General features: G+C 70.3%; 24 protein-coding genes. 11 read left to right on the forward strand and 13 right to left on the reverse strand.

Going from position 1 to position 18,624, the window contains the following annotated elements; all coding sequences use genetic code 11:
- Positions 1-93 precede the first annotated feature (93 nt).
- Complete coding sequence (locus KUG41_RS14375) at positions 94-477, reverse strand: DUF4346 domain-containing protein (RefSeq protein ID WP_216904901.1); 384 nt, start codon at positions 475-477, stop codon at positions 94-96.
- Positions 440-1,669: a GNAT family N-acetyltransferase gene (locus KUG41_RS14380; protein ID WP_216904902.1), complete on the reverse strand. Its 1,230-nt coding sequence runs from the start codon at positions 1,667-1,669 to the stop codon at positions 440-442. Before KUG41_RS14380 ends, KUG41_RS14375 begins: the two co-directional genes overlap by 38 nt.
- A 79-nt stretch (positions 1,670-1,748) precedes the next feature.
- Between KUG41_RS14380 and KUG41_RS14385 the strand changes: the two genes are divergently transcribed.
- On the forward strand, positions 1,749-2,183 hold the full coding sequence (locus KUG41_RS14385; protein ID WP_216904903.1) for a hypothetical protein: 435 nt from the start codon (positions 1,749-1,751) through the stop codon (positions 2,181-2,183).
- Here the strand turns inward: KUG41_RS14385 and KUG41_RS14390 are convergent.
- A complete protein-coding gene (locus KUG41_RS14390) occupies positions 2,165-2,884 on the reverse strand; it encodes a RibD family protein (protein ID WP_371734164.1) in 720 nt (239 codons plus the stop codon). The genes KUG41_RS14385 and KUG41_RS14390 overlap by 19 nt on opposite strands.
- Positions 2,884-3,846, reverse strand: coding sequence for a 6-carboxytetrahydropterin synthase (locus KUG41_RS14395; RefSeq protein WP_216904904.1), 963 nt, complete (start codon positions 3,844-3,846; stop codon positions 2,884-2,886). The genes KUG41_RS14390 and KUG41_RS14395 overlap by 1 nt, the downstream gene beginning before the upstream one ends.
- Before the next feature lie 62 nt (positions 3,847-3,908).
- On the opposite strand from KUG41_RS14395, the gene KUG41_RS14400 reads away from it, so the two are divergent.
- Positions 3,909-4,583 (forward strand): shikimate kinase, encoded by a 675-nt coding sequence (locus tag KUG41_RS14400; RefSeq protein ID WP_216904905.1) that lies wholly within the window; start codon positions 3,909-3,911, stop codon positions 4,581-4,583.
- Here the strand turns inward: KUG41_RS14400 and KUG41_RS14405 are convergent.
- Both KUG41_RS14405 and KUG41_RS14410 read right to left on the reverse strand, forming a co-directional pair.
- A complete protein-coding gene (locus tag KUG41_RS14405; protein WP_216904906.1) occupies positions 4,576-4,845 on the reverse strand; it encodes a chlororespiratory reduction protein 7 in 270 nt (89 codons plus the stop codon). The genes KUG41_RS14400 and KUG41_RS14405 overlap by 8 nt on opposite strands.
- Positions 4,846-4,904: 59 nt before the next feature.
- Positions 4,905-5,624: a glutathione S-transferase family protein gene (locus KUG41_RS14410; protein ID WP_216904907.1), complete on the reverse strand. Its 720-nt coding sequence runs from the start codon at positions 5,622-5,624 to the stop codon at positions 4,905-4,907.
- A gap of 75 nt (positions 5,625-5,699) precedes the next feature.
- Here KUG41_RS14410 and KUG41_RS14415 point away from each other — a divergent pair, with 75 nt between their 5' ends.
- The 5 genes from KUG41_RS14415 (at position 5,700) to KUG41_RS14435 (ending at position 10,171) form a co-directional block, all read left to right on the forward strand.
- A complete protein-coding gene (locus KUG41_RS14415) occupies positions 5,700-5,906 on the forward strand; it encodes a DUF751 family protein (protein WP_216904908.1) in 207 nt (68 codons plus the stop codon).
- Between the two features lie 3 nt (positions 5,907-5,909).
- Positions 5,910-6,362: a 30S ribosome-binding factor RbfA gene (gene rbfA / locus KUG41_RS14420; RefSeq protein ID WP_216904909.1), complete on the forward strand. Its 453-nt coding sequence runs from the start codon at positions 5,910-5,912 to the stop codon at positions 6,360-6,362.
- An 8-nt stretch (positions 6,363-6,370) separates the two neighbouring features.
- Positions 6,371-8,065 (forward strand): glycoside hydrolase family 3 N-terminal domain-containing protein, encoded by a 1,695-nt coding sequence (locus KUG41_RS14425; RefSeq protein ID WP_216904910.1) that lies wholly within the window; start codon positions 6,371-6,373, stop codon positions 8,063-8,065.
- Between the two features lie 70 nt (positions 8,066-8,135).
- Positions 8,136-9,332 carry a glycosyltransferase gene (locus tag KUG41_RS14430; RefSeq protein ID WP_216904911.1) on the forward strand — a complete coding sequence of 399 codons (1,197 nt, stop codon included), beginning with the start codon at positions 8,136-8,138 and terminating at the stop codon, positions 9,330-9,332.
- A gap of 8 nt (positions 9,333-9,340) precedes the next feature.
- Entirely contained in the window at positions 9,341-10,171 is an 831-nt protein-coding gene (locus KUG41_RS14435) for a uroporphyrinogen-III synthase (RefSeq protein WP_216904912.1), read from the forward strand.
- Here KUG41_RS14435 and KUG41_RS14440 read toward each other — a convergent pair.
- The 3 genes from KUG41_RS14440 to zds form a co-directional block, all read right to left on the reverse strand.
- Positions 10,155-10,514: a hypothetical protein gene (locus KUG41_RS14440; RefSeq protein WP_216904913.1), complete on the reverse strand. Its 360-nt coding sequence runs from the start codon at positions 10,512-10,514 to the stop codon at positions 10,155-10,157. The two genes, KUG41_RS14435 and KUG41_RS14440, sit on opposite strands and share 17 nt — an antisense overlap.
- Positions 10,515-10,650: 136 nt before the next feature.
- Positions 10,651-11,085, reverse strand: a complete 435-nt coding sequence (locus KUG41_RS14445) for an SRPBCC family protein (protein WP_216904914.1) — start codon at positions 11,083-11,085, stop codon at positions 10,651-10,653.
- Positions 11,086-11,095: 10 nt separating this feature from the next.
- On the reverse strand, positions 11,096-12,571 hold the full coding sequence (zds, locus tag KUG41_RS14450) for a 9,9'-di-cis-zeta-carotene desaturase (RefSeq protein ID WP_216904915.1): 1,476 nt from the start codon (positions 12,569-12,571) through the stop codon (positions 11,096-11,098).
- A 128-nt stretch (positions 12,572-12,699) separates the two neighbouring features.
- Here zds and KUG41_RS14455 point away from each other — a divergent pair, with 128 nt between their 5' ends.
- Together KUG41_RS14455 and KUG41_RS14460 are read left to right on the forward strand one after the other, a co-directional pair.
- Entirely contained in the window at positions 12,700-13,140 is a 441-nt protein-coding gene (locus KUG41_RS14455; protein WP_216904916.1) for an iron-sulfur cluster assembly accessory protein, read from the forward strand.
- Between the two features lie 72 nt (positions 13,141-13,212).
- Positions 13,213-13,629 (forward strand): hypothetical protein, encoded by a 417-nt coding sequence (locus KUG41_RS14460; RefSeq protein ID WP_216904917.1) that lies wholly within the window; start codon positions 13,213-13,215, stop codon positions 13,627-13,629.
- Here the strand turns inward: KUG41_RS14460 and KUG41_RS14465 are convergent.
- Positions 13,622-14,839: a lipid-A-disaccharide synthase-related protein gene (locus KUG41_RS14465; RefSeq protein ID WP_216904918.1), complete on the reverse strand. Its 1,218-nt coding sequence runs from the start codon at positions 14,837-14,839 to the stop codon at positions 13,622-13,624. The genes KUG41_RS14460 and KUG41_RS14465 overlap by 8 nt on opposite strands.
- 38 nt (positions 14,840-14,877) lie before the next feature.
- Here KUG41_RS14465 and KUG41_RS14470 point away from each other — a divergent pair, with 38 nt between their 5' ends.
- Positions 14,878-15,138, forward strand: coding sequence for a hypothetical protein (locus KUG41_RS14470; RefSeq protein ID WP_216904919.1), 261 nt, complete (start codon positions 14,878-14,880; stop codon positions 15,136-15,138).
- On the opposite strand, the gene KUG41_RS14475 is transcribed toward KUG41_RS14470, so the two are convergent.
- Entirely contained in the window at positions 15,095-16,030 is a 936-nt protein-coding gene (locus tag KUG41_RS14475; RefSeq protein WP_216904920.1) for a TIGR01777 family oxidoreductase, read from the reverse strand. The two genes, KUG41_RS14470 and KUG41_RS14475, sit on opposite strands and share 44 nt — an antisense overlap.
- Positions 16,031-16,107: 77 nt before the next feature.
- Here KUG41_RS14475 and ndhO point away from each other — a divergent pair, with 77 nt between their 5' ends.
- Positions 16,108-16,359, forward strand: coding sequence for an NAD(P)H-quinone oxidoreductase subunit O (ndhO, locus tag KUG41_RS14480; RefSeq protein ID WP_216904921.1), 252 nt, complete (start codon positions 16,108-16,110; stop codon positions 16,357-16,359).
- A 16-nt stretch (positions 16,360-16,375) separates the two neighbouring features.
- On the opposite strand, the gene KUG41_RS14485 is transcribed toward ndhO, so the two are convergent.
- Both KUG41_RS14485 and KUG41_RS14490 read right to left on the reverse strand, forming a co-directional pair.
- Positions 16,376-17,053, reverse strand: coding sequence for a J domain-containing protein (locus KUG41_RS14485; RefSeq protein ID WP_216904922.1), 678 nt, complete (start codon positions 17,051-17,053; stop codon positions 16,376-16,378).
- A 129-nt stretch (positions 17,054-17,182) separates the two neighbouring features.
- Positions 17,183-18,624 (reverse strand): iron uptake porin (locus KUG41_RS14490; RefSeq protein WP_216904923.1); only part of this gene is annotated, 1,442 nt, incomplete at its 5' end.

The following is an 18,624-nucleotide window of genomic DNA, read 5'->3' on the forward strand; positions in this document are numbered from 1 at the left end:
CGAGCAAGACTCCCGGCGGGAAAGCCACAAGGCTCACAGCAGAACCCACTCTGCTCTGGAGGGTCTTGGAGCGGCGGCTATTTCAGCAGCCTCCTAGTCCTGCACGTAGGCCAGCCCCAGCACCAGGCAGAGCTCCGCCTTCTGGAGTTCCCTGCCCAGGTAGAGGGCGTGGTCAAGGCGTGACAGGGGATGGGTGCCGTCCCCCTCGGTGAGGGCGATGCCGAGCTCCTTGGCACTGCGGCCCCGGTAGACCGCCCTGGGAGCCCGCGGATCGCCACCCCGGCAACTGAGCACTTCGCCGCTGTCGGGGTCGGTGGCCAGACCCCGTGCATCGATGTCGTTGGAGAAGTGCTCGGCGATCAGCTCACCGGCCGCGGCATCCACCGTGATCAGGAAGTAGCCCGCAGGGTCAAGGGCGATGAAGCGCTGGGACAGCGCCTCATCCAGGCTCAGGCGCGGGTTCGGGTCGGGGTGCATGGGGAGGATCGTAGGCAGCGGTGAAGGGGAGTTCGGCATTCATCGCCGCGATCTCCCTGTGCATCTCCCGGTTGGCGCCCGGCAGCCAGTCCCGCAGGATGGCGTCGAAGCGGGGGTCGTACCAGCGGTGCAGGCTGGCGCGGGGCTGGGCCACGAAGCCCCGGCGCCGTTTGTGGCTGCCGCCGGCGCCGGGATCAAAGCTCTCCAGGCCCCGTTCGATCGCCCAGGCGATCGGGGCGTAGTAGCAGACCTCGAAGTGAAGGTTGTCGAGGTCGATGTCGCTGCCCCAGTAGCGGCCCCAGAGTCCGGAGGCGTCATGGACGCACAGGGACATGGCCAGGGGCTGCAGCGGGTCGCCCCGATGGGCGCTGAACAGGACCAGATGCTGGCGCAGGTCGGTGGCGGCCGCCCGGAAGAAGGCCTCGGTGAGGTATTTGCTGCCCCAGGGGCCCCAGCGGCTGCAGTGCTGCTCGTAGAAGCCATGCATCCGCTCCAGGAGCCGCGGTGGGATCGCCTCCCCGGCCAGGGGGGTGACCGTCAGACCGGCGTCGGCCACCGAACGGCGCTCCCGGCGGATGTTGCGCCGCTGGTTGGCATTGAAGCTGGCCAGATAGGCCTCGAAATCGCCATGGCCCGGGTTGCGCCATTCGCTCTGCTGGTTGATCCAGAGTGCGCAGCCAGCCGCCTCCGCCAGGGGCTGCCAGGCCGGATCCACATAGAGAAAATTGCAGCTCAGGATCCGTTGCCGTCGGCAGAATTCATCGATCTCCGTCAGCATCCGCACGGTGATGGACTCCGCATCCTCCCCGGGAGCCACATGGAAGCGGTAGCCCTGCACCGGGCTCACCGGGCTCATGCCGACGAGCTTGGGGTAGTAGCGCAGGCCCAGCTGGCCGGCGAGCTGGGCGAAGGACTGGTCGAAGACGAACTCCCCGTAGCTATGGCCCTTGAGGTAGAGCGGCGCCAGGGCCACCAGCCGGTCCTGGCGCCACAGGCCCAGGTGGCAGGGCTGCCATCCCTGGCGGGGCACGATGCTGCCGCTGGCCTCCAGGTGGTGGAGCCAGCGCCAGCCGTAGAAGGGCACCGTTCCCCCCACGCCGGAGCCATCGGAGGGCGCCCCCACCAGGGCCTGCCACTGGTCTTCCGGCACCTCCTTCGTCGCCTGGTGCCAGCGGGCTTGCAGCTCGGCCATGGCCGGTGGCGACGCAGGGGGACGGGGCAGGCGCAAAACTAACGGTTGACTCCCTGCGACCGAGCGTCCTTCCCCCGCCATGGCGAAGCCCCTGCGGATCCTCATGCTGCTGACGGCCGCGGCGGCGCTGGGGGCCCCACCGCCCGCGCGGGCCGGGCTGCTGCGGCCGGTGCTGATGCTGATGCGTCCCCAGCTGGAGAACCAGTTGACCCGGGTCTGCGTGGAGACGGCCTCCGCCGGCCGGGAGGAACTGGAGAAGAGCCTGCAGGATCCCTGCCGCAAGCTGGCGGTGCCCACCAGCAAGTGCCTGATCGAGGAAACCGACAACAGCGGCCGCAGCCTGGGGGTGCTCACCGAGCTGATCAGCGGCCGCTTCGGCGACGACAGCGAAGTGGTGGTGAAGCGCTGCCTGGCGCGGATGTTCGGTCTGCCCACCGATAGCCTGAAGGACATGCCGTTGCGGGAGCTGGGCAAACGGTTCGGCAGCCGCGGCCTTCAGGAACTCACGCCCTGATCGGGGCCGCGCCGCCAGCGCAGCAGCAGCTCCTCGCCGGGCAACACCCGGTGCTCCACCAGGCGCCAGCCCTGCCGGGCCGCCGGGGCCACCCGGGCCTGGGGGGGCAGCCAGCTGTGGACGCCCCCGAGCAGCCGGGGGCAGAGGGTGAGCTGCAGCTCATCGAGCAGGTCCTCTGCTGCCAGGGCCTCGGCCAGCCGTGCCCCACCCAGCACCACCAGCCGTCGCTGGCCCAGCGCCCCCAGAACAGCCAGGGCTTCGTGCCAGCTCTCCAGGGGCAGGCGGCGGTGGAAGCCCGCAGGCGCCGCCCCGGGGGAAACCGGAGAAGCCTGCAGCAACCAGCGCTCCAGGGGCTGGTCGAAGAAGGGCAGATCGGCAGGCAGCCGGCCGCTGCGGCTCACCGCGATGGCAATGGGCTGGGGAGAACGCCCCGCCTGGCGGCGTTGCTCCAGCAGATCCGGCCCATGAATCAGGCAGGTGCTGCCGTCGCCGCGCAGGGTCTCGGCCCCTACCAGAGCCGCATCGGCCCAGGCCATGGCCTCCTCCAGCACCCGTCGGTCACCGGCACCACCCATCTGGAAGCGCCCTCCCTCCGCCGGGGCCAGGCGGCCGTCGAGGCTCACGGCCAGCACCAGACGCAGCTGGGGGAACCCCGGGGGAGCCGGCTCAGAGCCGGGGGACACCGTGCCGGCGGTGGCGATCAAACGGCCGCGAGGGTGTCGAGAGCCGCCGGCAGCATCTCCAGCTGGGGCACTTCGGCAAACACCTCAGCGGCGTTGTTGGGGCTTTCCTGCAGGCGCACCTTGTGCAGCCGGGCGCCGCTGGCGGCGATGGGGGCGCTGAGCAGATCGGCGATGTGCAGGGCGATGTTCTCGGCGGTGGGAACGCAGGCGGCGAAATGTTCCACGTCCTTGTTGAGGAAGGTGTGGTCGAAGGGTTCCACCACCAGCTGATTCACCAGGCTCTGCAGTTCGGCCAGGTCGCAGACCATGCCGGTGCGCGGGTCGATGGAGCCCCGCACGGTGACATCCAGCAGGTAGTTGTGGCCGTGGCCGTGGGGTCGGGCGCACTTGCCGTAGATGGCCTCGTTCTCGCTCTGGCTGAGCTCGGGCCGGGCCAGGCGGTGGGCGGCGGCGAAGTGGGTGCGGATCGAGAGGAAAGCTTCCATGGGATCGATGGTGGGACCGGCGAGCACGTCGGCCCAGAGATTGGTTTGTTCGTGGAGCCGCAGGGCCACCAGGGGCAGATGGGGGGCCAGGCGGTCGCGGATGGCCAGCAGCAGGGCCTCGGTGGTGGGCAGACGCCCCTCGGGCCGGGAGAGGTCGAACTCGGGCCAGACCTCGTTGAGGAAACGGAAGTCGAGCGGTTCGGTCACCTCCCGGCGGATGGCGTGCTTGACGTCAGAGAGGTTCAGCACCATGCCGTCGCCGTCCAGGGGCCCACCCATGGCCACCGTCAGCTCATAGTTGTGACCGTGGCCGGGGGGAAGGCTGCAACGTCCGAAGTGGCGGGCGTTCTCCGCCTCATCCAGCTCCGGGAGCCGGTAGAGGTGGCTGGCACAGAACGTGGCCCGGCGGGTGATCACGCAGGGCCGGCCCCGGCCGTGGGCCGTACTGGTGGTGGAAGGTGCCGCGGGGGGGGCGGTCAACCGGGTTGCGGTCATCGCCGATGCCCAGGGGAGTCCCATCCTAGAAACGGGATCCGGACCGCCGCCGACCGCCACCGATGGCCCCTGATGACACCGCCCCATTCAGGGCCAGCTCCGGCGCTCCGGCCGGACCGCCCTCCCACCGGGTCCTGGCCCGTCGCCTCGAGGGTCTGAACATCTACCTGGTGGGGATGATGGGGGCCGGAAAAAGTGCCGTGGGACGCCCTCTGGCCGAAGCCCTCGGGTATCGCTTCATCGACGCCGACACCGCCCTGGAGGCGGCCGCGGGGCAGCCCATCGCCACGATCTTCGCCAGCGAGGGCGAAGCGGCCTTCCGGTCGCTGGAGACCGCCGTGCTGGATGGCATCGCCGGCTGGCACTCCGTGGTGGTGGCCACCGGGGGCGGGGTGGTGACCCGGCCGGCGAACTGGGGACACATGCGCCAGGGGGTGGTGGTCTGGCTGGACGCCCCCGAGGAGGAGCTCCTGCGGCGCCTGGCCGCCGATCCCTCCCCCCGCCCCCTGCTGGAGGCCGCCGATCCCGGCACCAGGCTGGCGGCCCTGCTGGCCGAACGACGGCCTCTCTACGCCCAGGCCGACCTCACGGTGCAGCAGCGGGGAGGGGACCCCGCCGCAGTGGCCCGACAGGTGCTGGAGGCCCTGCCCTCGGTGCTGAAACCACGCCCGCAGGTCCCGGCAGCCGCGACCACGCTCCAGGACAGCGATGGACAGCGTGTGACCACGATCAACTGAGCGAGCCCGGAGGTTCCAGCCGCACGGCGAACCACTGGATCGTGAATCCCGGCGCCAGCTCCAGTTCACAGGCGGTGTCGAGCAGGCGGAGAGCCCGGGCTTCGGCGTCGGCCAGACCGGCCAGATCGCCAGGCGGTTCGCCCAGGGTGTCCAGGTGATCCTGAAGCCACCGGCAGGTCTCGGCGGCGCTGAGGATGCGTTCGTCGCTTCCGGGTTCCAGCACCACGTAGTGGTCGAGCTCCCGCAGCAGGGGATCGGACAAGGTGGGGATCACGGTGGGTCTCCATCCTGGCGGGCGACGGGCTGCCGGCCGTCGGGACCTCAGCCGCGCCCCACTTCCACCATCAGCCGATCCCGCCAGGCGAACAGCGGCTCCAGCACAGGGTTGTCGGCGATGCCTTCGACCCCGCGGCCGGCCAGCTGGGCTCCGGCACAGGCGGGGAACTTCAGCAGGTACAGCTGGGCCGCCACGGCGAGGTCGGCCAGGCTGAGACCGTCCCCCTCCAGGTAGGGCCGTTCGACCACCAGCAGAGCGAGCTGCTCGAGGCTGCGGTGCAGCTGGCGCACGTCGCAGGGTCCGAGCAGGTCGCGCATCGCTTCGGTGGCTGGCGCCATCAGGCCGCCGGGCAGGGCCCCCACCAGATCGCGCAGGGGGGCCGGGGTGGCCTCGGGCAGCAGGGCGGTGCGCAGCACCGGGTCGGCGGCGGCCGCCTGGAGCAGGGCCAGCCGGGCCCCCCGGGCCAGGGCGGTGTCAGCCCAGTCCTCCAGCAGCAGCACCCGGGCCCGGGCGATCGGATCGGCCGGCAGCAGCGGCGGCTCGGGATGGGCGGCCTCCAGGTGCAGGGCGATGGCGGTGGAATCGGCGATCACCTCACCGCCGTCCACCAGCACCGGCACCTGCCGCTGGCCGGAGAGGCGGAACAGCTCCAGCTGGCCCAGGCCCGGTGTCACCTCAAGGATGGTGGCTTCGAGGCCCTTGCGGGCCAGCAGCAGTCGCACCTTCTCGCAAAAGGCGGAATGTCTGAACTGATGCAGCTCCATGGGCCCTCCGGCGCGGCAGGGCATGACCCTGGGCGGCAGAGTAGCCAGCAACCGTCCAGGAACGCCGCTGCGGCCATGAAGGAGTTTTTTGTCAACGTGACGCGCTATCCGCGCTATCTGATCGCCTTCAGCCTGGGGGTGTTCAACTCGGTGGTCGAGCCGCTGGCCCGGCGGCGCAGCAATCCCGTCACGGCGGTGGCCCTGGTGGGTGCGCTGGTCAGCGGTCTGGTCAGCCTCACCCTGGTGCTGCGTGCCATGGTGCAACCAGCACCGCTGTCGTAAGTCATGGCACAGGGCCGACGGGTGGAGCGGGTGGCTGCCCTGATCCGCCGTGAAATGAGCGAGCTGCTGACGAGCGGCATCAAGGATGAGCGGGTCCAGCACGGCATGGTCAGCGTCACCAGCGTTGAGGTGGCGGGGGATCTGCAGCACTGCAAAATCTTCGTGAGCATTTTCGGCAGCGACGAGGACCGGGAGGTGGCGATGGCGGGCCTGAAGGCGGCCGCGGTCTACGTCAAGGGGGAGCTGGGCCGCCGGCTCAAGATGCGCCGCACCCCCGAGGTGGTGTTCGTGCTCGACCGGGGGCTGGAGAGGGGCAACACGGTGCTGGGGCTGCTGCAGCGCCTGGAGACGGACCGGCGCCAGCGGGGGGGAGAGGACGCAGAAGAAGCCGTGGGGGATGGGGCCGGTGAGGATCCGGCGAGCGGTACGGGGCTCGGCAGCGACGGGGAGGACTGATCCGCCCCATGGCTTCGGTGCCCGGTCTCGATCCCTCCAGCCCAGCCCAGCTTCAGGCCCTTGATCGCGCCGTGGCCACCCTGCTGGTGGTGCGGGCCAGCGGCCATCCGGCGGATGGCCAGCGCCGCTACCCCCGCTGGGAACTGGACAACGGCAGCCTGCAGCGCCTGCTGGCCCGGGGGGTGGGAGGCGTCATCCTGCTGGGGGGCAGTGCCGCCGAACTGCGCCTGCGCACCCGCCAGCTGACGGCCTGGGCCCCCCAGCCCCTGCTGCTCTGCGCCGACGTGGAGGAAGGCGTCGGCCAGCGGTTCGAGGGGGCCAGCTGGCTGGTGCCGCCCCTGGCCCTGGCCCGGATCCACGCCGATGCGCCGGCCGCGGCCCTCGATCTGGCCCGCCGCTACGGGGCCTGCACGGGCCGGGAGGCGCGCGAGCTCGGTCTCAACTGGGTGCTCGCCCCCGTCTGCGACGTCAACAACAACCCGGCCAACCCGGTGATCAACGTGCGGGCCTGGGGGGAGGATCCGGCCACGGCGGGGGCGCTGGCCGCCGCCTTCTGCCGCGGCGTCCAGGCCGAAGGGGTGCTGGGCTGTGCCAAGCACTTCCCCGGCCACGGTGACACCGCCAGCGACTCCCATCTGGAGCTGCCCCTGCTCCCCCACGACCGCGCCCGTCTCGATGCCCTGGAACTGCCGCCCTTCCGGGACGCCATCGCCGCCGGCGTCGCCGCGGTCATGACCGCGCACCTGCTGCTGCCCGCCCTCGACAGCGCCCATCCGGCCACCCTGTCGCCGGCGGTGCTCACGGGCCTGCTGCGCGAGGAGCTCCGCTTCGACGGGCTGATCGTCACCGACGCCCTGGTGATGGAAGCCATCGCCGGCCGTTACGGCGCCTCGGAAGCGGCGCTGCTGGCCCTGGAGGCGGGGGCGGATCTGCTGCTGATGCCCGGCGACGCTGAGGGGGCGATCGACGCCATCGTCGCGGCCGTGCGCAGCGGGCGGCTGCCCCTGGAGCGGCTGGAGGCCAGCCTGGAACGGCGGCGACGGGCCCTGGAGCGCAACGATGCGGTCCAGGGAGGCCGGCAGCTCGCCGCCATGGACGACGCCTCCCCCCTCGGCGCCCTGAGCAACGGACCCTCCCCCGCCGACCGGGGCCTGGCACTGGAACTGGTGCAACGCAGCCTGGAGCTTCAGGGCCCGATGCCGGTGCGGGGCGGCCCCGGTGTGAACCTGATCCGCCTCGACAACGGCCTGGGGTGCCCCTTCCTGCCGGCCACCGCCCCGGCCCTGACGCTGCCGGCGGCGGCGGGACTGCGGCTCTGCCTGATCGACGGCCAGGGGCCCTCCCCCTGGAGCGGGGACCGGGACGCGCCCCTGGCCCTCGAGCGGCTGGGGGAAGGAGCGGTGCTGCTGCAGCTGTTCGTGCGGGGGAATCCGTTCCGGGGCCGGGCCGATGGTCCGGACCCCTGGCCGGCGGTGATCCGGCAGCTCCAGACCGCCGGTCGGCTGGCGGGCCTGGCCGTCTACGGCAGCCCCTACGCCTGGGAAGCCCTGCGGCCCCAGCTGGAGCCCACCGTGCCGGCGGCCTGGTCGCCGGGGCAGATGCCCCTGGCCCAGAGCGAAGTGCTGGGCCGTCTGGGCTTCGCTGCCGCCGGCCATGGCCCTCAGGGCGCCGGGAGTGAAGCCACCACCGACTTCACCGACTGAACCATCCGCGACGGAGCGGCTGCCGCGGGCACCTAGCCTCACGGCACGAGCGTCCGCCCCGCTGCGTCCGATGCTGAGCCTGTCGATGATCGTGCGCAACGAGGCGGAGCGGCTGGAGCGCTGCCTGCGCTCGGTGACCGGCTTCGTCGATGAGATGGTGGTGGTGGACACCGGCTCCGAGGACGCCACGGCGGCGATCGCCGCCGCCTGCGGCGCCAGCGTGCACCACCTGGACTGGCCGGGGGATTTCGCCCCGGCCCGCAACCACGCCCTCGACCTGGTGAAGGGCGACTGGGTGCTGGTGCTGGACGGGGACGAATGGCTGCGACCGGAGGCGCAGCCAGCCCTGCGGGAGCTGATGGCGCAGCCCCGGGTGCTGCTGGTCAACCTGCTGCGTCAGGAGGTGGGGGCGGCCCAGTCCCCCTTCTCCAGCGTCAGCCGCCTGTTCCGCCGCCATCCCGCCATCCGCTGGAACCGCCGCTACCACGCCCTGGTGGACGACAGCGTGGCGGCGCTGCTGGCCCGAGAGCCCCACTGGCAGGTGGTGACCTGCGACACGCCGGCCCTGGGGCACGAGGGCTACCGCCCCGGGCTGCTGGCCGCCGGCGACAAGGCCGGACGTCTGCGCCGGGCCATGGAGGCGGAGCTGGTGGAGCGGCCCGGCGATCCCTACGCCTGCGCCAAGCTGGGGGCCCTGGAGGTCAGCCAGGGCAATCGGGAGCGGGGCATCGTCCTGCTGGAGCAGGGACTGACCCAGGTCGATGCGACGGCCCATCCCGAACGCTTCGAGCTGCTGCTCCACCTCGCCATCGCCCGGGGCCAGGAGGATCCAGCCGCCGCCGCCGACCTCTACCGCCAGGCCCTGGCCCTGCCCCTGGACGCACGGCTCACCGTGGGGGCACGGCTCAACCTGGCCGCGCTGCTGCTACGCCAGGGAGCGCTGGAGGAGGCGGCCATCCTCACCGGAGCCGTGACCCGGCTCTGCCCGGAGCTGTCCCTGGGTTGGTACAACCTGGGCCTGATCGAACGCCAGCGGGGCCGGCTGGCGGCAGCGATCGCGGCCTATCGCCAGGCCCTCGACCTGGCGCCGGAGCATGCCGATACCCAGCGCAACCTGGCGGCCGCCCTGCTGCTCGGGGGGGACATCCCCGGGGCCCGTGCCGGCTTCCGCCGGGCGATCAGCCTGCTGGAGGATCAGGGGCAGCCGCAGCAGGCCCGCGACCTGGCCCTGCGGGCCGGTGCGCTGGTGCGGCTGGAGGCGTGGTGATGGACGTGATGGAGTTCCCCCACTCCCCTGGAGCTGAGCTGGCCGGCCGCACGGTGGTCGTCACCCGGGCCGAAACCCAGCTGGGGGAAGCCCGCCGCCTGTTCGAGCGGGCCGGTGCCGGCGTCATTGACCTGCCCGCCCTGGTGATCGGACCACCGGATCTGTGGGGTCCGCTCGATGACGCCCTGGCGGAACTGGACCAGTTCCACTGGATCATCTTCTCCAGCGCCAACGGCGTGGAGGCCGTGGACCAGCGGCTGGCCCGGCAGGGCGGCAGCCTGGCCCGTCGGCCCGGGGGCCTGCGTCTGGCAGCGGTGGGACGCAAGACCGCCCAGCGTCTGGAGACCCTGGGGGCGCCAGCGGACTTCGTGCCGCCGGCCTTCGTGGCTGACAGCCTGATCGAGCACTTCCCGGTATCGGCCTGGGGCCAGAGGCTGCTGCTGCCGCGGGTGCAGAGCGGCGGGCGCACGCTCCTGGCGGAAGCCTTCTCGGAAGCGGGCGCCCGGGTGGTGGAGGTGGCCGCCTATGAGAGCCGCTGTCCGTCCGCCCTGCCCAGCCCGGCACTGCTGGCCCTCGAGCGGCGCAGCATCGATGCCATCACCTTCAGCAGCGGCAAGACGGTGGACCACACCTGCCGGTTGCTGGCGGCGAGCTTCGGTGAGGCCTGGATGGAGCACCTGGCTGGCGTGCGGGTGATCTCGATCGGCCCCCAGACCAGCCGCCGTTGCCGGGAGCGCCTCGGTCGGGTGGATGGCGAAGCCGATCCCCACGACCTCGAGGGACTGGTCGCCGCCTGCGTCCGGGCGCTCCGCGATGGACCGCTCAGAGATCGACCGTGACCTTGCGGCCGCCACTCTGCAGAATCAGCTGACCCTTCGAGACGTCCACCGAGGCCACGCTCCAGCCGGTGGGCAGCAGATCGGTGCTGCGGCCGCCACGGTCGCCCTGACGCAGGCTGCCGCTGAGGGTGCCGTAGGTCACCACCGCTTCGCTCCGGCCACCGCTGTGGATCACGCCGGTGACGCGGAACTCGTTGAGGAAGGCCGGGGGTGTGGTCGCCGCAGGCCGCGGCCCAGGGGCCCTGGCCACCGAGGCCAGCGAGCCGAAGGGATCCTTGCGACCCACCGCAAAGGCGGCCACGACCTGCTGGGACGAGGGCAGGGGGGTGAGCCCGGCTGGCACGGCAGGAGAGGCCTGGGCTGTCCCAACCGCCCTGACCGGCGCCGGAGCCGGCGGAGGTGGGGCCTCGGCCGTGGGAGGGGAACCACAGCCGGTCAGGACCAGCAGCACAGGCAGGGCCCCAAGACCGAACCGCCCGTTACCCCTTTTCCACCAGGTCGCGAAATCGGTCAAGGTTGGCCTGCAGTTCTTTGGTGACGATGCCACCCATGATGCTGGGTTCCATCAGGGGCGCAAGCGCTCCGGGAAGCTCGTAGCTCACCGTGAGCTTCACGGCAGTGAGATCGGGACCCAGGGGATAGAAACGCACGGCTCCCTTGGTGGGAAGACCACCCACCGACTCCCAGTGCAGCCGCTGGGAATCGACTCGCTCGGTGATGCGGGCCTTCCAGTGAAAGCGGAAGCCCTGGGCCGCCAGGGTCCAGTCGGTGAGGTCGGGATCGTCGAGGGTGACGACCGACTCGATCCAGCGCATCCAGCGGGGCATGGCCTCCAGATCGCTCCACACCTCCCAGACCCTGTCCACCGGGGACCGGATCTCGCTGGTGACACTGTGCTCGAGCCATTTGCCCATCGTTCCCCTCCTAGGCCACCGCCGCGCAGGTGGCCAGGGCCACGGGGCGATCGAGGATGGCGGCGGCCGCCAGCCGACCGCTCATGGTGGCCCCCTCCATCGAATCGATGTAGTCCTGGCGGGTGTAGCTGCCGGCCAGGAAGAAGTTGGCCACCGGGGTGCGCTGCTCAGGTCGGAACGGCTCCATCCCGGGGGCCTCGCGATACAGGGACTGGGCCAGCTTCACCACGTTGCTCCAGACCAGCCGCAGGCCGGCGGCGGAGGGGAACAGCTCGCGCACCTGGCGGTCGGTGTGGGCAACGATCTCCTCGGTCTTCTTCGGAATCCAGGGGTCGCCGGGGGTGAGCACACACTGGAGCAGGGAGCCGAGCCCCTCACGCCGGTAGTCGGCGGGGCTGGCCAGGGCCAGATCGGCGAAGCAGCTGAAGTCGGCATCGGCCGTGTAGAGCAGATTGTCGAGTCCGGCCGGATGGGCCAGGTCGGCACGGCGGGCATGGGGTTCGGCGCCCTCGCCCAGCTCCGTCACCCAGCCGTCGTAACGCAGCTGCACTGTGGCCACGGGGACGGCCTCGAGCCGGTCGATGGCGGCGAACTGGGGGAAGCGCCGCCAGGCCTGGGGCAGCAGCCGCTGGACCCCGGGGACATCGCAGGCGGCCAGGTAGACATCGGCCTCCAACCGCTTCTCCCCTTCCGGGGTGCCCAGCACCAGAGAGGTGACCACGGTCTCGCCATCGCGTTCCTCATGGCGGATCTCGCTCACCCGATGGCGCAGATGCAGCCGGCCGCCCCTGGCCTGGATGTACTCCAGGATGGGCCCGGTGAGCCAGCGGTGGGGGGATCCCTTGAGCAGGTTGAGCTTGGAGGCCTCCGTCTTCGAGGCGAACATCATGAAGATGGTGAGCATGCATCGGGCCGAGATGGCCTCGCAGTCGATGAAGCCCAGGGCATAGGCGATCGGGTTCCACATCCGCTCGATGCTGCGGCGGCTGCCCCCATGGCCGAGGAACCACTGCTGGAAGCTGATCGCATCAAGGGCGCGGATCACCTTCATCGCCCCTTCGTAGTCGACCAGACCCTGCACGATCGGGCTGGTGCCGAGGGCCAGGGCATTGCGCAGCTTGTCGATCCAGTCGAGCTGGGGGGTGGTGAAGAAGGCCTTGAGACCGTTGAACGGCGCCCCCACCGGAAAGCGGAAATCCAGGGCCCGCAGATCGCCACCCCGGTTGACGAACAGATGGCGGTGCTCCTTGGGGAGGAGGTTGTCGATGGCGCCGACCTTGCGCATCAGGGCGAAGAGATTGGCGTAGTTGAAGAAGAACACGTGCAGCCCCATCTCGATGTGGTTGCCGTCCGGATCCTCCCAGCTGCCGACCTTGCCGCCCATGAAGGGGCGGGCTTCGTAGAGATCCACCGTGTGGCCGCCGTCGACCAGATCGACGGCCGCGCTGAGACCGGCCAGACCCGCACCCACGATGGCGACCCGCACCCTTGAAATCCCGTGAAGGACCTGACTCTATGGACCGGAGCCGACCCATGGGGGAGGGATCTCCATAGAGTGGAGTCTCACCGCGTCGTCCGGCGGCCCGAATTTTCCCCTCCGACCCCTCCCGTGCGATGAGCAGCCCAGCCCCCAGCCCCACTTTCCCCGCCACCAGCCCCGCCCCCGGTGACACCCCGGGTGCACCGGTCACCCACACCGGGGTTGACGGCAAGGGGGTCCTGATCAGCGAACCGGCCATGCGGCAGCTGGGCGCCCTGATGGCCTCCCAGGGCGGCGACAAACTGCTGCGGGTGGGGGTGCGCTCCGGCGGTTGCAGCGGCATGAGCTACACCATGGACTTCATCGACGGCGATCAGATCCTTGCCGACGACGAGACCTACACCTACGAGCCGGACGGCGCTCCCAGCTTCCGGGTGGTGTGCGATCCCAAGAGCTTGCTGTACATCTACGGCATGCAGCTGGATTTCTCCTCCGCCCTGATCGGTGGCGGCTTCAACTTCACCAACCCCAACGCCTCCCAGACCTGCGGTTGCGGCAGCTCCTTCGCCGTCTGAGCAGCGTCCGCCCCATGCTCTCCCTGACGGGCGGCGTGGGAGTCTGACGGTCCCCACCCACCCCCAGCCGCCATGACGGCCCAGCAGGAGTCCCGGTTCGATCAGGCCATCGCCCGCTACCAGCAGGGGGCCGCGCCGGAAGAGCTGATCGACGAGTTCCTGGCCATCACCGCCCAGGAGCCGCGCCAGTCGGCTGGGTGGATCTGCCTGGCCTGGCTGCAGTTGCTCCTCGACCAGCCCCAGGCCGCCCTGCCGTCGGCCCGCATGGCGGTGAAGCTCAACCCCCAGGACCCCCAGGCCCGCATCAACCTGAGCGTGGCGATGCTGGAAACCGGTGCCAAGGGCGTTCGGGAACACATCGAGATGGTCAAACGGGTGACGCTGATGGCCCCGGAGCTGGCCGATGAACTGCAGGGCTCGATCGCCGACGGCCTGCAAAGGCGGCCGGGCTGGCAGGCCCTGGAAAAGGTGAAGGCCTGGCTCAGCTGAGCTCTGGCCTGGTCTGGGCCAGGCTCTCGAGCACCGTTTCGGCGATCCGACGGGAGCCCCCAGGTGCCCCCACCCGTTTGAGGGCGGCCTCGGCGCAGCGTGCGGGCAGGCCGGGGTCGGCCAGCAGCCGCAGGATGAGATCGGCGGCCTCCTCCAGCTCAGCGGCGGCGGCCGGACGTCGCCCCACCGTATGGACGGTCGGGCCCAGCAGCCGGTTCTGGGATTCGGCGAAGGCATAGCTGAACTGAGGGCCCCGTCCCACCAGCTGCACCACCGGCAGACCGAAGCCCACCGCCTGCTCCACCGCCGTGCCGGCCATGCCCACCACCAGGTCACTGGCCGCCAGAATCGCGGGCAGGGCACCTGGCAGCAACTGCACCTCCAGGGTGCCGTCGTCGGAATGAAGCACTCCCCCCGCGGCCGGATGCCAGCCGGTGCCTGCGGCCAGGGGCCCCAGCTCCTGCCAGTGAGGGCTTTCCACCACGGCCACCAGGAACCGCCAGCGACCATCGCCGGTGCGGCCGCCCAGACGGTTGCAGAGCCCCAGCATCAGCACCAGGTTGTGCAGGGCTTCGGGGAAGCGGCTGCCGGGCAACAGGGCCAGGGTGCGGGTGTCGTCCCGGCGGGCCACCTGCCGGGGATCAGGAGGCGGCAGGTCCATGATCGGATAGCCACGGAACAGGGCCTTGGCCAGACCCTGGGCCTGGAGGTCGGTGGCGGAGAAGGCATCGCGGGTGAGCACCGCCCGCACCCGGCGTCGCCGGCAGCACCAGCGGGTGAGAGCAGACAGCCGCAGCCGGCCCTCGTAGTAGCTGGAGGTGGAGACCAGGAACACCACCACGGGCCGTCCGGTGAGCAGGGCGAAGACCAGCGGCACATGGTCGCCGACGCTCACGACCAGATCGAAGTGGCGCCCCTTCCGCCAGGTTGCCCGGAGCTGGGCCAGGGTCTGGGGCAGCCAGCCGGCCGCCAGGTCCTTCCAGAGGTTCAGACCCTGGTAGACCATGCCGCCGGAGGGCAGGCTGCGGCCCTCGTACAGCAGGGGAATGGCCCGGCGCCGGTAGGCCGTGCCGGCGCCGACGATCGGCAGCGCCGCAAGATCCACATCGGGCAGGGACTGGCGCAGGCCATCGGCGATCAACCCCCCATTGAGATCCTCCCCATGGCCGTTGCTGATCAGCAGGATCCTGGGAACAGGGGAAAGGGGCACATGGGACACCAAGCACGGTCGAGTTTAGGTTTCATGGCATGAGCAATCCCGCCACCGGCCCCGGCACCCGTCTGCGCCGCATCATCGATGTCGTGCTGGTTGCCGACGTGTTCCTGGTGCTGGCAGGGGCGCTGTTCTTCGCCGTGGCGGTGGTGCTGCATGGCCAGCAGCTGGACGCACCCCTGGAACTCTTCCAGCGGCTGTGGCAACCCCTGTTCACCCCGGCCATCGGCCTGCTGATGGCGGCGGCCCTGCTCAGCGGGGGGCTGGGCTGGTGGCAGCGGCGAGGGCAGAGCTGAGATCGGCGAACTGGAAGTGGAACCCCTGCTCCAGCAGGCGCTCGGGCTTCACCTGCTGGCCCTCGAGCACCACCTTGGCACCATCGCCGAGCAGCAGCTGCAGCAGGGGGCCCGGCACGGGCAGCAGGCTCGGCCGCCCCAGCACCCGGCCGAGGGTGGAGGCGAAGATCCCCATGCGGGTGGGCTCAGGAGCCACCGCGTTGTAGGGGCCCGCATAGGCCGGGTCCTCCAGGGCGGCGGCGATCAGCCGGCAGAGATCATGGCGCTGGATCCAGCTCATCCACTGCTGACCGGACCCCACCGGGCCGCCGAATCCCGCCCGGAACACAGGCAGCATCTTGCCGAGGGCTCCGCCGTCGGGTCCGAGCACGATGCCCAGCCGCAGCACCACCACGCGGCAGGCCTCGGGGGCCGCCTGGGCTGCGGCCTCCCAGCGGGCGCAGAGCCTGGCCAGGAAATCGTCGCCGGGGGGGCTGGCCTCGCTGAAGCAGGCCTCCAGGCTGGTGCCGTAGTAGCCCACCGCCGAGCCGCTCACCAGCACCTTGGGGGGATCGGCCAGGGCCGCCATCGCCCCCACCAGCTGCCCGGTGGTGACCAGGCGGCTGTCGAGCAGGCGCTGGCGGTAGGCCGGGGTCCAGCGCTGGTCGGCGATCGGCTCCCCGACCAGGTTGACCACCCCGTCGGCCGCCGCCAGAGCGTCCAGCAGCGCGGGCTGTTGCCAGCTGGCCGGGTCGGCCAGATCGAATCGGAGGTTGGTGATCCTGGGATCGGCCGCTGGAGAGGCCGGCCGGGGCCGGCGGCTGACCACGGCGAGCTCGTGGCCGAGGTTGAGCAGGAACGGCACCAGCTCGCGACCCACAAAACCCGTGCATCCGAGAAGAAGCAATCGCATGCCCAACGTTCCATCCGCTGCCAGTGCCGAGGTTAGGTTCTGGCCGCCCTAACCTGAGCCGACCGTTTCTGTTCACGATGGCTGAATCCGCTCCTGCCGCTGCCGCGGCCCCGAGCCTGAAGAAGGGGGCCCTGGTGAGGGTGAACAAAGCCGCCTACACCAGCAGCCTGGAGGCCAGCGCCAGCGATCCGGTCGCCCCGGGCTATCTGTTCGAAGGGCCGGGAGAGATCCTCGCCATCCAGGGGGAGCATGCCCAGCTGCACTGGTGCCGGCCCGTACCGGACGTGTGGCTGCGGCTCGACCAGCTTGAGGCAATGCCCGACACCTAGGCCACAGCCTCCTTCGCTAGAGCTCCAGCCTTCTTCGCTCCTCCTTCAGCAGACTGCGGCGACGCTTGGCCTCCCGCAGCATCTCCTTGCCGTCGTGGAGATAGCTGTCGACATAGCCCATCGTGTAGCGCTCCAGCTCCACCAGGGCGTCCTTGACCAGGCTCAGGCAGTGGTAGAGGCTGAGGCCGAATCCCCTGGCCGCCGCTGGGCAGACCCGTGATCGGTACAGGACTTCCACCTTCTCCATCCGGGCCATGCTCTGGCCCAGGAAAGCGCAGAACGCCTCCATCAGTCCGTCGTCATAGGGATCGGCCGCCAGGGCCCGCAGCTGGGCCGGGAAGGGATTGATCACCTGGCCGAGCAGCCGGTCGATGGGGGCGTACACCTGCTGCAGCCAGCCGAGCAGCTCCTGGTCGCTGGCGGCACCGGCACCCCGATGGCGAGGGGCTGGGGCACGGCCCGCCGCGGGCCGGGACGCCGCCCCCGCACCGGCGATGTGGTCGTAATGGCGGCGGCGTTCGCCGTCACCGAGCACTTCCCAGGCGGCGTTGAGGGCCAGGATCGTGCTCTGATCACCTCCCGCATCGGGGTGGTGGCGTTTGACGAGGCTGCGATAGGCGGCCTTGATCTCGGCCGTGGTGGCCCCTGGGGAGACTCCGAGGGTGGTGTAGTGGTCGGCGCTCGTCCTGGCCATGCGCTGCGGGCGCCATCGGCTTCCAGCATCGCCGATCGACCCCGGCCGGCGGGGGCCCCCACCACGAAAAAGGCCCCCCTTGAGAGGGGGGCCGTGTGTGTGTGAGGGGAGGAAGGCAGGGGACAGGACTCAGAACTTGAAGGTGGTCTGAACGAGGCCGCCGAAGACACTGAAGTTGCTGTCGCCACCGGTGAGCTGACCCAGAGGACGACTCAGGTAGAAGATCGCCGGGGTGATCGAAATGTTGTCGGACACCTGGAACTTGTACCACCATTCCCAGACGTAGTTGCCATCGTCGGGGGTGGTGTTGAGGCCCTTGGTGGTGCCCGACTTCAACTGGGTGGCGAACACCGGCTGGCCCACCGCCATGCCGGCAGCATTGCCCTTGGCGAACAGATCCATCCACTGGAGGCCCACGAACCAGCTCTGGGACTCGCTCACGTAGGGGGTGGCGAAGTCGACCCCGTTGGAGCGGGTCTCGTTGCCGGAGAGGCTGTTGAGGCCCCAGCCGAGGCTGATGGAAGGAATGATGCCGCCCTTCTTGGGCTGCCAGTAGGCGTTCACCGCCACGTTGTTGGAATCACCGTTGGCCAGGAACCAGCTGTTCGAAGCAGCGAAGTTGGTGCCGCGGCGGAAGCTGGTGGCCTGCTGGCCGTAGCGGTAGGCCGCCGAGATGTTCCACTGGGGGGTGGTGTAGTTCAGCTGGGCCGTGATGTTGCCCCGGGCGCAATCGGTGCCGATGCCACCTTCAGAAGAAGAGCAACTGAACGGGTTGCCAGCAAAGGCCGTACCCGAATCACCCTGCTGGGCCACATAGCTGACACCGGCACTGAACGCGCCGCTGCCCTTGGGCACACTCTGCTTCCAGTTGATGGCGGCAGCAGCGCCGGTGGCCTTGTTGTAGACCCCAGGAGCTCCGAAGAGCTGGAAGACATCAAGGATCTTGTCACCCTTGCCGTACACCGACGGGGTGACCGCCAGCATCTCGGTGTTCCGGGCCTTGGGGCCGACAAAGACGGTGAAACTCTTCCCAACAGGGAACTTGTAGTAGAGGCGGTCGATGCCGACAACGTTGGAAGAGGGATCACCGAAGCCGTTGCTGGCGACGTCCAGAGCGGTCAGGTTGACGCCGGTACCGTTGAAGGCGTTGTTGAAGTTGCCTGAGCGCAGACGGGTGTAGAGCAGATCCTTACCGGTGAAGCTGGTGAGGAAGTTGAGGCGCAGGTCGTAGCTGAACGTGGTGGCGCCGTTCTGGGCGTTGTAGTTCGTCGCCGCCTTGGTTCCACGCGCCGTGCCGAAGGCCGTGCTGGTGCTGTTGCCGCTGCCGTTGACGGCACCGAGCACGAAGGTGGCCTGACCCTGGAGCTTGGTGGTGGTGGAGAACTGGGTGGCCTCCAGCTCGCCCACTTTGGCCTCGAGGCCATCCACGCGGCCGCGCAGCACGGCGAGTTCCTTCTCGAACTCGGCCATCAGTCGCTTGAGCTCATCGGTCACCTCGGTGATCCGGTCGAGGCAGGCGTTCAGCAGGGCCGCCGCTTCGTAGCGGGTCATGGCCTGGCCGCCCTTGTAGG

Origin of the sequence: Synechococcus sp. CCY 9618 (assembly GCF_019038415.1) — a bacterium.
Taxonomy (GTDB): Bacteria; Cyanobacteriota; Cyanobacteriia; order PCC-6307; family Cyanobiaceae; genus Cyanobium.